Raw genomic sequence first — 13,860 nt, forward strand, 5'->3', positions numbered from 1 at the left:
CTGCAATGTGAAGCCAACGCCGCAGCGCGAGGGCAATCGGCCGCCGCGCTACTTCGCCTCCGCCCAGGTCTTGCCGTGGCTCGGGTCGGCCACGAGCGGCACCCGAAGGCTCACCACGCCCTGCATGGTCGACACCACCAGCTCGGTGACCTCGTCCAGCTCGTCCAGCGGCACCTGGAGGTCCAGCTCGTCGTGGATCTGCATGATCAGCTCGCTTCTCGCGTGGCGGTTCTCCAGCTCCTGCTGCACGCGGGCCATCGCGATCTTGATGATGTCGGCCGCAGAGCCCTGCTCGGGATGGTTCATCGCGGTGCGCTCGGCGGCGGCACGGGCCTGCGCGTTCTTGGCGTTGATGTCGGGCACCAGGCGCCGGCGCCCGAACATCGTCTCGACGTACCCCAGCTCACGGGCATCGGCGACGACCTGGTCCAGATACCGGCGCACGCCCGGGTAGGCCTCAAAGTACCGGTCGATCATCTCCTGGGCCTCGCGCGTGCTCGTCTTGATGGTCTGGGACAGGCCGTAGGCGCCCTGCCCGTACACGATGCCGAAGTTCACGGCCTTGGCGCGGGCGCGCATGAGTGGCGACACCTCCGAGACGGGCACCCCGAACACGCGGGCGGCGGTCTCGGCGTGGAAGTCCTCGCCCTCGTTGAACGCGCGGATCAGGTGCTCGTCGCCGGAAAGGTGCGCCAGCAGCCGCAGCTCGATCTGCGAGTAGTCCACCGAGAGGAACGTCCAGCCCTCGGGCACCGTGAACGCGCTGCGCACGCGGCGCCCCAGCTCGGAGCGCACCGGGATGTTCTGCAGGTTGGGGTCCGAGGAGGACAGGCGCCCGGTGGCCGTCACCGTCTGGTTGAACGTCGTGTGGATGCGGCCGTCGCTTCGGATCACCTTCGGCAGGTTCTCAAGGTAGGTCTTGAGGATCTTGTCCTTCTCGCGGTAATCGATGACGTCGGCGACCACCTGGCTGTCCCGCGCCAGGTCCTCGAGCACCTTCGCGTTGGTGGAGTAGAACCCGCGCTTGGTCTTCTTGAGGCCGCCGGTGGGCAGCCCGAGCACGTCGAACAGCACATGCGACAGCTGCGACGGCGAGCCGATGTTGAACCGCTCCCCCGCCTCGGCGTAGATGCGGTCGCCCAGGTCCTTGACGATGGCCTTGACCTCGGTGGCCTGCTCGCGGAACGCGGCGGCGTCGGCGCGCATGCCCGTGCGCTCCATCTGGGCCAGGCATGGGACGAGCGGCATCTCGATGGTGTCGAAGCAGCCCGTCGCGCCCGCTTGGTCCATGAGCTTGACGAGCGCCGGCTGCGCCCAGTGGGACACATAGGCAGCGAGCGCCGAGCCGTTGGCGTCCTCAGGCGCGGCAAGCTCGAGGAACTGCTCGGCCAGCTCGGCTGGGGTGTAGCTGCTCTTGGCGGAGTCGAGCAGGTACGCGGCCACCGCCACGTCGAAGAGGGAGCCCGGCGCCACCTTGGTGATGTCGAGCAGGGCGGCCTTCGCGGAGTCCAACGGGTAGACCTCGTGCATGAGCCCCTTCACGTCCACGGCCGCCACGCGGTGTTGCTCGAGGCACGTCACCAGCACGGCGTCCGCGTCGTCGCCATCGAAGCGCAGCAGCCCGGCGTCCACGGCCACCCAGAGTGCCCGCGAGCCAAACAGCGAGCCGTCGCCCACGGCGTCCATCGCGACGCCCAGCCACTGGCCCTCCTCGGCGGCCTTCGCGAGCGCCTCGCGCGCGGCGTCGCCGACCATAGGCTCGGGCAGCTTGAGCGCCGTTGCCACAGAGCCCGGTGCGCCCTCCATCGCGGCGTCCTTGTCCACCAGCCTGAGCATGCGCGTCGCGACGGCCGTGAAGCCGAGACGCGCGAAGGCCTCCCTCGCGGTCGGGACGTCAAAGGCGGGGAACGCCGTGGACTCAAGGTCCAGCTCGACCGGCGCGTCGCACAGGATCGTCGCGACCTTCCGGGAGAGCAGCGCGTCGTCGATGTGGGCGCGGAGGTTCTCGCCCATCTTGCCCTTGACCTCGTCCGCATGGGCGATGACGCCGTCGAGCGAGCCGTACCGCTCGATCAGCTGCTGCGCCTTCTTGGGACCGATGCCCGGGACGCCGGGGATGTTGTCGGAGGAGTCGCCCTTGAGGCCATAGAAGTCCGGCACCAGATCCGGCGTGATGCCGCCGTACAGGTCCGCCACGGCCTCGGGCGTCATCACGGCGACGTCGCTCATCCCCTTGCGCGTGGAGAGGATCTTCACGTGGTCGTTCGTGAGCTGGTACATGTCGCGGTCGCCGGTGACGAGCAGCATGTCGAACCCTTGGCCCGCGCCCTCACGTGCCAACGTGCCGAGCAGGTCGTCGCCCTCCCAGCCCTCCAGCTCCACAACCGGGACCGCGAGCGCGGCGAGCAGGTCCTTGACCATCGGGAACTGGGGACTCAAGGCCTCGTCCATCGGGGGGCGCTGGGCCTTGTACTGCGGCAGCATCTCCATGCGCACGGCCGGCCTACCCTTGTCGAAGCACACGGCGATGCCCCAGGGCCGGAAGTCCTGGACCAGCTTGAGGAACATCGACATGAAGCCAAAGACCGCGTTCGTCGGGTCGCCGTTGGGCGCCGTCATATTGGCGGAGACGGCGTGGAACGCACGGTGCATCAGGGAGTTGCCGTCGATGACGGCAACGGTGCGACGGTCGGATTCAGCCACTGGAGAGCCTCCCGGGAACGTGGGTGTGCAGCCAAGTCTAGCCGTACCGACGCCGAGAGCCCTAGAGCAGCTTCTTGCGCTTGAAGTAGACGATCTCGACCACCACGATCGCAACGACCACGCAGACGATGAGCGGGTAGCCCCAAGGCTCGGTCAGAAGCGGCATGTGCGCGAAGTTCATGCCGAACCAACCGGTCAAGAGCGTGAGCGGCAGGAACAGCACGGTCACGATGGTGAGGATCTGCATCACGTCGTTCTGCTTGGAGCCGATCTGCGCCATGTGCATCTCGCGCAGCTGCATGCTGTACTCGTGGAGCGTGGAGGAGACCGACGCCAGACGCTCGGCGTCCCGATGCGTGACGGAGAAGTCCTTCACGGACGCGGGCAAGAGCAGGCCGTTCTCGTTCTCTGTAAGGTCGTCGGCCACGGTCATGAGCTGCCGGTAGTAGGAGCCGAGCTTGAGCACCTTGCGACGGTAGTCGAGCAGGCGCTGGTTGATCTCGTCGTCCGTGAGGCGGTCCTCCAGGATACCCTCCTCCATGGCCTCCATCTCGTCCTCGAGCCCCTCCATGTAGGACTGGTCGCCCTTGGTGAGGACGCGGAGGAACTCGTAGAGGCAATAGGCCGGGGTCCGCTCGCGCAAGGGTGCGCCCTCGGAGAGCGCCTTGAACGCCGTCTTGGCCGTGCCCGTGCCGTCGAGGAACACGAGCGCGTGACGGTTCATGAAGAACGAGAACGCGATGGGCTCGTCGTCGCCGGTGACCTTCGAGGGCACGGCGAAGGAGCCGATGAAGCAGTCCTGGTACGTGTTGAGGTAGGTGTTCTCGATGGGCTCGAGCGTGGCGAGGCTCGCGACGTGCCCGGTGGCCAGCGGCGGGTACTCGTCCTTCTCGGACGGGTCGCAGACCACCACGCGGCACACGTCCTCCGGGATGGACTGCCAGCTCTCGGTGGGCTTGAGGGACTCTTCGATGGCATAGGCAACGGCCACGGCGGCTCCAATGACGAGAAGGCCGGCCGACCCAGAAGGTCAACCGGCCATGAGCGGTCGCTTCCTATGTCCCCGAAATCGCGCGCGGCAGTCCCCGTGCTAGCCCAAGAGCATGCGGTCGTTGTCGAACGCCTGGCCCGAGACCTCCTCGAACTTCTCGAGCAGGTCCGCCACCACGAGGGCGTCCTTCTCGGCGCCGCGCACGTCGTAGATCACGCGGCCCTCGCTCATCATGATCAGACGGTTGCCCAGCTTGAGGGCGTCGGTCATGTTGTGCGTCACCATGAGCGCCGTGAGGCCCTCGCCCTCCACGATCTCGCGGATCAGCGTGGTAACCTTGGCCGCCGTGGCCGGGTCGAGCGCCGCGGTGGGCTCGTCCAGGAGCAGCACGTCCGGGCGCTTGAGGGTTGCCATCAGCAGCGTCAGGGCCTGACGCTGGCCGCCGGACAGAAGGCCCACCTTGCTGGACAGTCGACCCTCGAGCCCGAGGCCCAGCGTGCCGAGCTTCTCCTTGAAGAGCGCGCGCTCCTCGGCCGTCACGCCCCGCTGCAGGCCGCGGCGCGTGCCGCGACGGTACGCGAGGGCCATGTTCTCGACGATCTGCATGTCCGAGGCGGTGCCCCGCATCGGGTCCTGGAACACCCGGCCGAGGTACCGGGCACGCTGGGGCTCGGCGTCCAGCGAGACGTCGGTGCCGTCGATCACCACGGTGCCGCCGTCCGGCAGGAACACGCCCGCGATCAGGTTGAGAAGCGTCGACTTGCCCGCGCCGTTGCCGCCGATGATGGTCACGAAGTCGCCGCGGTCGATCGTGAGGTCCATCGGCCAGATGGCGACCTTCTCGTTGGCGGTGCCGCGGTTGAAGGTCTTGGACACGCGCGTGAGCTTGAGCATGGGGTCCGCGGCCGAGGCCTGCGGCTGCGGGGCCTGGGTCCTCTCGTTAGCCATCGATGGTCGCCCCCTCCCTTTGGTAGGAATGCTTCTGGCGCCAGCGGCCGGTCAGGTACGGGACACCGAGCGCGACGGCCACGATGACGGCCGTGAAGAGCTTCATGTCGTTCGCGTCGAGGCCGAGCTGCAGCACGATGGCGCGGATCAGGAAGTACGCCGCCGAGCCGATCACGGCGTACACGAGGCGGCTCCCGAACGCGCTCGGCTTGCCGGGCGTCACATGGCGCAGCGCCTCGCCGATCACGATGGACGCCAGGCCGATCACGATGGCTCCGGTGCCCATGCCCACGTCGGCGTACTTCTGCGACTGGCACACGAGCGCGCCCGACAGCGCGACGAGGCCGTTGGAGAGCATCACGGCGATGAGGATCGTGACGCGGGTGTCGACGCCGAGCGCGCGCACCATGTCGTGGTTGTTGCCTGTGGCGCGGATCGCCGAGCCGATCTCGGTCCCGAAGAACCAGTAGAGCGCGCCCACCACGATCGCGGCCATCGCCACGCCCACGATGAGCACCGAGACGTCGCGCGGGAGACCGGTCCAGTCCGTGACGTCGGTGTAGATGGTCCGCGTGTTGAGCAGCGGGATGTTGGACTTGCCCATGATGCGCAGGTTCACCGACCACAGGCCGATCATCGTCAGGATGCCGGCGAGAATGGCGGGGATGTTGAGCAGCGCGTGCATAAGGCCGGTGACACCGCCGGCAAGGCAGCCCGCGACGAACGCGATCAGCAGGGCGAGCCAAGGGTCCATTCCGCTGGTCATGACCGCCGTGGCGGCCACGCAGCCGCCCAACGCGAACGTGCCGTCCACGGACAGGTCCGCGATGTCCAGCAGCTTGTACGTGATGTACACGCCCAGGATCATGACGCCCCACAGGATTCCCTGCGTGATGGCGCTGAAAAGGGCACTGGCCACGAGGCCTCCTTCCATAAGGGAAGGCGCGCGGGCACCCGGCCCGCGCGCCTCACCAACGAGCTCTCAAACGAGCCCCTCTGTGCGAGGGCTACTCACCAATACCGGAGACGTCGATGCCGAGCGTCGCCGCGGTCTCCTCGTTCACAACGAATTTAAGGTCGTCGCCCGAGAGGTACTCAATGGGCATGTCCGCCGGCTTCTCACCCTCGACAAGGATGCGGACCGCCATCTCGCCGGCCTTGTAGCCCAGGTCGTAGTAGTTGAGGGAGTAGGTGGCGAGGCCGCCCTGCTCCACCATGTTCTCCTCGCCGCAGATGGTGGGGATGCCGTTGTCGTTGGCGACCATGGCGACGGTGGCCATGCCGGCGGCGATGGTGTTGTCGGTGGGCGCGTAGATGGCGTCCACCTTGCCGGCCATCGACTCCACGACCTGCTGGATCTCGTTGGAGCTGGAGACCGTGTAGCGCTCGGTGGCAAGGCCGGCGGCAGCGCAGGCCTCCTCGGCCATCTTCGCCTGGAGCTCGGAGTTGGCCTCGGCCGAGCAGAACAGGACGCCGACGGTCTTGGCATCCGGGACCAGCTTGAGGAGCAGGTCGATCTGGTCGGTCACGGGGTTCAGGTCCGAGGTGCCGGTGACGTTGCCGCCCGGGGCGTCGTTGCTCTCCACGAGGCCGGACTCCGCGAAGTCGGTGATGGCCGTGCCGACGATGGGGATGGTGTCCGTCGCACCGGCGGCGGCCTGGGCAGCCGGCGTCGCAATGGCGAGGATGAGGTCGTCGCCGTCGCTCACGAGCTTGGAGGCGATGGTCTGGCAGGCAGCCTGGTCGTTCTGGGCGTTCTGCTGGTCGATGGTGTAGGAGATCCCGGAGTCGTCGAGCGCCTTGACGAAGCCCTCGTTGGCGGCGTCGAGGGCATTGTGCTCCACGAGCTGGATCACGCCGATCTTGTAGGTGGCGCCGTCCGCCGCGGCCGTGGTCTCGGCCTCCGCCTCGGCGGAGTTGTTCGCGCCGCCGTTGCCGCCGCACGCGCCGAGCGTGACGGCCATGCCGCCGGCGATGACCAGCTGGCCGAAGTTCCTACGGGTGATGAGTGCCATAACGTCCCCCTGTCTCGACCTCCCTTTTCAGGAAGGCTCAATATCCGTTCGGCCTTTGTACAACAGCGGCGCACGCCATGCGCACGCGGAAGGAGCTGCTGTGACGGCACCGAAATAGTGTTGAAAACACAGGACAGCATCGAAAGAGAACAAGGGCCTGGCACCGTTCCTCACCTGTCGCGAAGCGTGCCCGGCCCTTGTCATCGACGGCGCGCCCCAGCCACGGGCGCCCGTTCTCGGTCCTCTAGACGTAGAAGAGCATCCGGTTGTAGCTCGGCACCGGCCAGTAGTCGTGACCCACCACCTGCTCAAGGGAGTCCACGGCCTTGCGGAGCGCCTCCATCTCCGGCAGCACGGTGTGCGCGTAGAAGAGGTCCTGCTCCTCCGGGTCCTCCAGGGACTGGGCCTCGGCGTTGAGCGCCTCGACCTTGTCGGCGCCCTCCGAGATCGCATCGGTGCCGTCGACCAGGCGCTGCAGCAGGTCCTTCTCGGACTTCGCCACGACGCCCACGGACTGCTTGGTGGCGATGCTCGTCGCGAGGTCGTTGGTGTAGTCGAACAGCACCGGCAGGTACCAGTGGCGCGCCATGTACACCATCGTGCGGGCCTCGATGTTGATGAGCTTGCCGTACTGCTCGGCCTTGGCGACGTAGCGGGCGCTCACCTCCGCCGGGTCCAGCACGCCGAAGTGGCCGAAGAACGCGATGTTCTCGGGGTCGCGCAGCGTGGCCAGCGTGTCAGCGGTGGTCTTGAGGTTGAGCAGGCCGCGCTTCTCCGCCTCGAGGGGCCACTCGTCGGAGTAGCCGTTGCCGTTGAAGATGATGCGCTCGTGGTCGCTCAGCGTCCGCTTGACCCAAGCGAGCGCCTCGGCCGCAAAGTCCTCGTCGTCGACGGCGCCCAGCTTGTCGGCGAAGTCCTCGAGCTGCTCTGCCACGGCGGTGTTGAGCACCATGTTGGGGTCGGACAGGTTCTGCTGCGAGCCGCACATGCGGAACTCGAACTTGTTGCCGGTGAAGGCGAACGGGCTCGTGCGGTTGCGGTCGGTGTTGTCGCGCAGGATGTCGGCCAGCTGCGGCACGCCCACGTCCATGGTCTCGCGGCCGTGGCTCTGGAAGTCGGAGCCGTCGATGAGGGCGCGGACCACGGCGTTGAGGTCGTCGCCGAGGAAGATCGAGATGATCGCCGGGGGCGCCTCGTTCGCGCCGAGACGGTGGTCGTTGCCCGCAGAGGCCACGGACGCGCGCAGCAGGTCCTGATGCTCGTCGACGGCAGCGATCACTGAGGCAAGGAACACGAGGAACTGCAGGTTCTCCTCGGGGGTGTCGGACGGGTCGAGCAGGTTCTTGCCGTCGGCCGAGATGGACCAGTTGTCGTGCTTGCCGGAGCCGTTGACGTAGTCGAAGGGCTTCTCGTGCTGCAGGCAGGTGAGGCCGTGGCGCGAGGCGATGATCTTCATCTCCTCCATCGTCAGCAGGTTGTGGTCGATGGCGCGGGAGGCCGTCTCGAAGACCGGCGCGAGCTCGTGCTGGCAGGGGGCCACCTCGTTGTGCTTGGTGGTGGCGGGGATGCCGCGCTTCCAGAGCTCGTCGTCCAGCTCCTTCATGAACTCGTTGACGGTGGGACGGATGGCCCCGAAGTAGTGCTCCTCGAGCTCCTGGCCCTTGACGGGCTCACAGCCGAAGAGCGTGCGGCCGCACATGATGAGGTCCGGGCGCTTGGCGAAGTCCTTCTCGCGGATCAGGAAGTACTCCTGCTCGGGGCCGACCGTGCACTCGACCTTCTTGGGGTTCTTGCCAAAGAGGGCGAGCACGCGCTTGGCCTCGCGGTCGAGCGCGACCGTGGAGCGAAGGAACGGCGTCTTCTTGTCGAGGGCCTCGCCCGTGTACGAGACGAACGCCGTGGGGATGCAGAGCACCTCGTCCTTGATGAAGGCCGGGCTCGTGGGGTCCCAGGCGGTGTAGCCGCGGGCCTCGAAGGTGGCGCGGAGGCCGCCGTTGGGGAAGCTCGAGGCGTCGGGCTCGCCCTGGACCAGCTCCTTGCCGGAGAAGGTCATCATCGCGGTGCCGTCGGACTTGGGCGTGAGGAACGAGTCGTGCTTCTCGGACGTGATGCCGGTGAGCGGCTGGAACCAGTGGGCGTAGTGCGTGGCGCCCTGCTCGAGCGCCCACTCCTTCATGGCATGGGCCACCTCGTTGGCGATGTCGAGGTGCAGCGTGCCGCCCTCCTTGATGACTCTCGAAAGCTCCTTGTAGGTGGGGCGCGGAAGTCGCTCCTGCATGACCGCGTCGTTGAATACCAGCGTGCCGTACTCCTGGGTGACCTTGTCAGACATGGCTGGGCCTCGCTTTCGTCCGTTGGCCGGCCTCTGCCGGCCGCTCACGGGATTCAAACCTAGTGTCCCTCTGTTTCGGTGGGTTTTCGGCATCAGGGCATCCCTGTGCTGTAGCGGCATCGAAACTGAAGCGAAAAGCACCGTGCGCGGCCGCGAAACGCAGGCACGCCCGAGCCACATACAACAGAACCCGACGGGTCCTGACCCATGGATGGAATTCGATGAGTCGGGACCCGACGGGCGATGTCACGGTCAGGCGACAAACAGGCTCCCCACGAAGCAGACGAGCATCATGCCGAGCACATAGACGACGAAGTACGGCAGCACCTTGGAGAAGATCACCGAGTCCTCGCCGTTGCAATCGCAGGCCGCCGAGCCGATCGCGATGGACTGCGGGCTCAGCATCTTGCCGGCCGAGACGCCCACCATGTTGGCGGCCGCCAGCCAGTAGGGGTTCGCCCCGATCGCGTTGGCCGCGTTGAGCTGCACTTGGCCGAACAGCACCGCCGAGTTGGTGCCGGAGCCCGTGACGAACGTCCCGAGGGCGCCGAGCACCGGGGCCATGAGCGGGTACATCGCGCCGAGCGCGCTCACGAAGAACGCCGAGATGTCGCCGATCATGCCCGAGTAGCTCATGATCTTCGCGAGGGCCAGCACGGAGAGCATCGTCGCCACGGTCTTGGCCATCTGCTTGCAGGTGCCCCAGAGCACGGAGCCTATCTCGCCCCAGCTCGCGTGCTGGATGAGGCCGCCGACGATGCCGCAGATCAGGATCAGGACGCCCGGCGTGTTGATCCACTTGAACGTGAGGCTCCCCGGGTTCTCGCCGGTGTAGAAGGTCACGGTGGACTGCACCGAGGAGAGCGGGCTCGCGATGAACGGCACGAGCGGGCTCGTGAGCAGCAGCACCACGAAGATGAGGATGAACGGCGACCAGGCACGGAGGGCCTCCCCCACCGTGAAGCTCGTGGCGCCCTCGGGCAGCGCGTCCACCTGGTACTCCTCGGGCACCTCTCGGCCGCTCATGCGCATGCCGAAGAGGAACGTGCACACGAGCGAGCAGACCGCGCCCACAATGACGGGCAGGTCCGCGCCCACGAACGCCGCCGTGATGTACTCGGGAACGAGGAACGTGAGGCCGGCGACGAGCGTGATGGGCCACATGCCCTTCATGCCCTTCACGCCGCCGCCGACGAGCATGACCATCAGGATGGGGCTCAGAATCACGAACGGCGACACCTGGAGGGTCTGCGTCGCGGAAAGCGTCGTGACATCGAGGCCGGTGAGCGAGGCCAGGGTGTTGCTGGGGATGCCCACGGAGCCGAACATCGTGGGGGTGCCGTTCGCGAGGCAGCAAGCGACGATCGCCGTCACCGGCTTGAGCCCGAGCGCGCAGAGCATCGACGCCGGGATCGCGATCGCGGAGCCGAAGCCGGCCATGCCCTCGAGGAAACCGCCGAAGCACCAGCCGATCAGCAGCACGAGGACGCGACGGTCGCTCGAGACGGACATCAGCATGGCCTTGATCGTCTCCATCGCACCCGTGTGCACGGTGAGGTTGTACGTGAAGACCGCCGCGATGATCACGATGCAGATGGGCCAGAGGGCCATCGCGAAGCCCTCGATGGCGGCCGTGGCAGCGTTGAGTGCCGGCATCTGCCAGATGAGGAGCGCCTCGACCACGGTGATGACGAGGGCGCCGAACGCCGCGGTGTAGGCCTCCCACTTGAGGGCCGTCAGCGCGACGATGAGCCAAATGATGGGCAGGAGCGCGAGAACAAACATGCCGAAGAGCGCTATCGTGACCAACTCCTTGAGCCTGGGTTTTTTGAGCCTCGCCCATCCTACGCTGGTTCTTCTTCAGGAGTGGGCGCCGTCCGCGGGTCTCCATACTGGCGCATCAGTGCGGGCGGGGCGCCGCACCAGGCCGCCGCCCGCTCGAACGGCGAGACCCCGCGGGCCTTCTCGGCCGGCGCGGGGTCTCGGGATTCCTCCGACGGCCGGGACGGCCGCCGGTGGGACGTTGTGGCAGGGCAGACTACATGCGGATGCCCATCACGATCTCGGTGATGCCGTCGAAGACCAGCGTGACGCCGACGACGATCATGACCACCTCGGCCATCAGGAACGGGCTCAGGAAGGCGAGGCAACCCGCGATCACCGTGATGATGCCGAGCACGAGCCAGAGCACCCAACCGCTGTCGGGAATGGAGCGCATCGCGCAGGCGTCCGCGATGTCGCCGATGCCGGTGAGGAAGATCACGCAGCCGATCATGATCGAGATGTACAGGATGCCCCAGGCCGGCGCGGAGAGGAGCAGCCACAGGCCGAGGATGGCCTCGCAGATGGCCAGGAAGATCTCGAAGCCGTTGCGCTCGCCCTTGGGGGCCCGGAAGAACCCGATGCAGGTGAAGATGCCGGCGAACAGGAACGCCCAACCGCAGCAGTAGGCCACGAAGAGGATGGCCTCGGCGGGGTTGATGAAGAACGCAAGGCCGAGCAGCAGCATCGCGATGCCGAGAATGATCACCGACGCCTTGGAGCGCTTGAGGAACGTGTTGTTCATTGAGTACCTCCGTGATGGGGATTCGTCTTTGAACCCAGTGTTCCCCGGCTCGACAAGGACCTATCTGATTTTTACGGACAGGCTTGCTTCAGCTGCCGCCCGCAGCCCTCAGGCCCTTAGGCAAGGAAGGCACGGATGCCGATGCAGATGAGGACGACGCCGCCGAACACCTGCGCCTTGTCCCCGAGGCTCGCGCCCGCCTTGCGCCCGATCGCGATGCCCACCACGCAGATCGCCGCCGTCACCACGCAGATCACGACGCCGGCGACGAGGATGTCCGCGCGCATCGCGCAGAGCGACACGCCCACCGCGAAGGCGTCGATGGCCGTCGCGAACGCCTCCACGATCACCGTGCCGAGCTTGAGCGGCTCGGGGTCGATCTCGCAGGAATCGGCGCCCTCGCGACGGCGCAGCGCGCCGATCCCTTCGCGCACCATGTTGCCGCCGATCACACCGAGCAGCACGAGCGCGATGATCCCGGAGTAGGTGCTGACGATGTCCCCGAACGCCGTGCCGAGAAAGAACCCGAGCACCGGCATCAGCCCCTGGAAGAGGCCGAACCAGAACGGCATCATCAGGAGGCGCCGGTAGCCCTCGCGGTAGTGCACAAGCGTGTTGGAGATCGTGATCGCAAAGGAGTCGCAGGACAGCGCGACGCCCAGCATGACCATCTCGAAGAACGACAAAAGAGGCCTCCCCGCTCGAAGCAAGGAGGCCATGGTAGCGCGAATGCCCGCAGCCGTTAGGCCGCAGCGTGCTCGCCCCGCTCGGCAGCGTCGAGCTTGATGACCCGAAGCAGGAACACGAGACCCACCACGAGAAGGATGCCGATGGAGAGGACGCCCAGCTCCGCGAAGCCGGTGAGCGTGGTGATCACGGACACGAGGAACGTGCCCATAACCGAGGCGTAGCGGCCGAAGATGTCGTAGAAGCCGAAGTACTCGTTGGCCTTGTCCTTGGGAACGATCTTGCCAAAGTACGAGCGGGAGAGCGCCTGGATGCCGCCCTGGAACAGGCCCACCATCACCGCGAGCACCCAGAACTCGACGTCCGTCTTGAGGAAGAAGGACGCGAACAGCACGATCGCGCAGTACGCGACCACGGCCACGAGGATCATCGTGAGCGTGCCGTGCTTGTCGGCAAGCCTGCCATAGACGATCGCGGAGGGGAACGCGACGAACTGCGTCACGAGCAGGGCAAGGATCAGCTGAGTGGAGTCGATGCCAAGGGACGCGCCGTAGCTGGTGGCCATCGAGATGACCGTGTGCACGCCGTCGATGTAGAAGAAGAACGCGACGAGGAACAAAAAGAGCTTCTTGTCGCGCACGATGTCGCGCATCGTGCCGGCGAGGTTCCTGAAGGTCTTGGCGATCTCGCTGCCAGCGCCGGTGCCCTCCTTGTAGTGGACCTGCTTGTAGCTGCAGACCAGAGGGACCGTGAAGCAGAGCCACCAGATGCCGGTGATGACGAACGACATCTGCGTGCAGAGCATGGTGTCAAGGCCGAGCAGCGCAGGCCCCAAGAAGATGAGCGCGATGCAGAGCACGAACGGGATCGTGGAGCCGATGTAGCCCCAGGCGAAGCCCGCGGAGGAGACGTCGTCCATGCGCTCGTCGTCCGTGACGTCGACCAACATGGCGTCGTAGAACGTCATCGACGAGTTGAGACCCACCGTCGCGACGACGTAGACGGCCAAAAACAGCGCCGCCGACATCGGGATGGCCTGCGCGAAGCACGCCACGAGACCGGCGCCGAAGAAGCCGATGAAGAACTTGATCTTATTGCCCTTGAAGTCGGCCAACGAGCCGAGGATCGGCATCAACAGCGCGACGATGAGCGAGGCCACCGTCTGCGCGAGCCCCCACTGGGCCACGAGCGACGCGGAGTCCGCAGCCTCGGAGGCCAGCGCGTTGAAGTAGATGGGGACCACCGAGGTGTTGAGCAGCACGAGGGCGGAGTTGCCCACGTCGTACATGACCCAGTCGCGCTCCGCCCGGGTGAAATGGGTTGCCATAGCCTTCCCTTCTCGTGGGGCCTCTCGGTCTCAAGGGTGCCCCCTCGCGAGAGGTCCCGGGGAGCGACGACCGCTGGCCCGGTGGTTTAACCCCGTTCACATTGCTAACCACCTTAGCTTTCCTGAGAACAACCCGGGGCCTCGCCTGAAAGCCCCTCACAACATTCAGGGTTGATTTGCAGAGCCATCTGAACATTTGAGGCGCTGGCCGGGTTCCCGCAGCCAGATGGACGCGCCGGCCGCGCCCGTGAGGGCGCGGCGGGCGCGTCCCCCCTGTTGTAGGATGCGTGG

The 13,860-nt window shown here is 66.5% G+C and carries 10 protein-coding genes; all 10 read right to left on the reverse strand.

Translation table 11 applies throughout. From position 1 onward, the window contains the following. Positions 1 to 48 precede the first annotated feature (48 nt). The 10 genes from polA to QJ043_RS09130 all read right to left on the reverse strand — a co-directional run bounded on the left by polA (position 49) and on the right by QJ043_RS09130 (position 13,569). On the reverse strand, positions 49 to 2,703 hold the full coding sequence (polA, locus tag QJ043_RS09085; RefSeq protein WP_283713390.1) for a DNA polymerase I: 2,655 nt from the start codon (positions 2,701 to 2,703) through the stop codon (positions 49 to 51). Between the two features lie 61 nt (positions 2,704 to 2,764). Further along, positions 2,765 to 3,694, reverse strand: coding sequence for a magnesium transporter CorA family protein (locus tag QJ043_RS09090; RefSeq protein WP_283713391.1), 930 nt, complete (start codon positions 3,692 to 3,694; stop codon positions 2,765 to 2,767). A 99-nt stretch (positions 3,695 to 3,793) separates the two neighbouring features. Further along, the gene (locus QJ043_RS09095; protein WP_430538487.1) at positions 3,794 to 4,642 is read right to left on the reverse strand and encodes an ABC transporter ATP-binding protein; all 849 of its coding nucleotides are present in this window, start codon (positions 4,640 to 4,642) and stop codon (positions 3,794 to 3,796) included. Beyond that, positions 4,635 to 5,561 (reverse strand): ABC transporter permease, encoded by a 927-nt coding sequence (locus tag QJ043_RS09100; protein ID WP_283713393.1) that lies wholly within the window; start codon positions 5,559 to 5,561, stop codon positions 4,635 to 4,637. The genes QJ043_RS09095 and QJ043_RS09100 overlap by 8 nt, the downstream gene beginning before the upstream one ends. An 88-nt stretch (positions 5,562 to 5,649) precedes the next feature. Beyond that, on the reverse strand, positions 5,650 to 6,657 hold the full coding sequence (locus QJ043_RS09105; RefSeq protein ID WP_283713394.1) for an ABC transporter substrate-binding protein: 1,008 nt from the start codon (positions 6,655 to 6,657) through the stop codon (positions 5,650 to 5,652). 244 nt (positions 6,658 to 6,901) lie between these two features. Beyond that, complete coding sequence (locus QJ043_RS09110; RefSeq protein WP_283713395.1) at positions 6,902 to 8,989, reverse strand: glutamine synthetase III family protein; 2,088 nt, start codon at positions 8,987 to 8,989, stop codon at positions 6,902 to 6,904. A gap of 252 nt (positions 8,990 to 9,241) precedes the next feature. Further along, positions 9,242 to 10,774, reverse strand: a complete 1,533-nt coding sequence (locus QJ043_RS09115) for an L-lactate permease (protein ID WP_283722805.1) — start codon at positions 10,772 to 10,774, stop codon at positions 9,242 to 9,244. 253 nt (positions 10,775 to 11,027) lie between these two features. Then, positions 11,028 to 11,555: an HdeD family acid-resistance protein gene (locus tag QJ043_RS09120; protein WP_283713397.1), complete on the reverse strand. Its 528-nt coding sequence runs from the start codon at positions 11,553 to 11,555 to the stop codon at positions 11,028 to 11,030. 116 nt (positions 11,556 to 11,671) lie between these two features. Beyond that, on the reverse strand, positions 11,672 to 12,241 hold the full coding sequence (locus tag QJ043_RS09125; protein WP_283713398.1) for a manganese efflux pump MntP: 570 nt from the start codon (positions 12,239 to 12,241) through the stop codon (positions 11,672 to 11,674). A 56-nt stretch (positions 12,242 to 12,297) separates the two neighbouring features. Then, the gene (locus QJ043_RS09130) at positions 12,298 to 13,569 is read right to left on the reverse strand and encodes an MFS transporter (protein WP_283713399.1); all 1,272 of its coding nucleotides are present in this window, start codon (positions 13,567 to 13,569) and stop codon (positions 12,298 to 12,300) included. Positions 13,570 to 13,860: the final 291 nt, after the last annotated feature.

The sequence above is a fragment of the Kribbibacterium absianum genome, from assembly GCF_030067705.1.
Classification (GTDB): domain Bacteria; phylum Actinomycetota; class Coriobacteriia; order Coriobacteriales; family Atopobiaceae; genus Kribbibacterium; species Kribbibacterium absianum.

What these genes read in the sequence shown, in the direction of transcription:
- QJ043_RS09095 (WP_430538487.1), bottom strand. Translation starts at nt 4,642, where the DNA reads ATGGCTAACGAGAGGACCCAGGCCCCGCAGCCGCAGGCCTCGGCCGCG.
- QJ043_RS09120 (WP_283713397.1), bottom strand. Translation starts at nt 11,555, where the DNA reads ATGAACAACACGTTCCTCAAGCGCTCCAAGGCGTCGGTGATCATTCTC.
- QJ043_RS09110 (WP_283713395.1), bottom strand. Translation starts at nt 8,989, where the DNA reads ATGTCTGACAAGGTCACCCAGGAGTACGGCACGCTGGTATTCAACGAC.
- QJ043_RS09115 (WP_283722805.1), bottom strand. Translation starts at nt 10,774, where the DNA reads ATGTTTGTTCTCGCGCTCCTGCCCATCATTTGGCTCATCGTCGCGCTG.
- QJ043_RS09105 (WP_283713394.1), bottom strand. Translation starts at nt 6,657, where the DNA reads ATGGCACTCATCACCCGTAGGAACTTCGGCCAGCTGGTCATCGCCGGC.
- QJ043_RS09130 (WP_283713399.1), bottom strand. Translation starts at nt 13,569, where the DNA reads ATGGCAACCCATTTCACCCGGGCGGAGCGCGACTGGGTCATGTACGAC.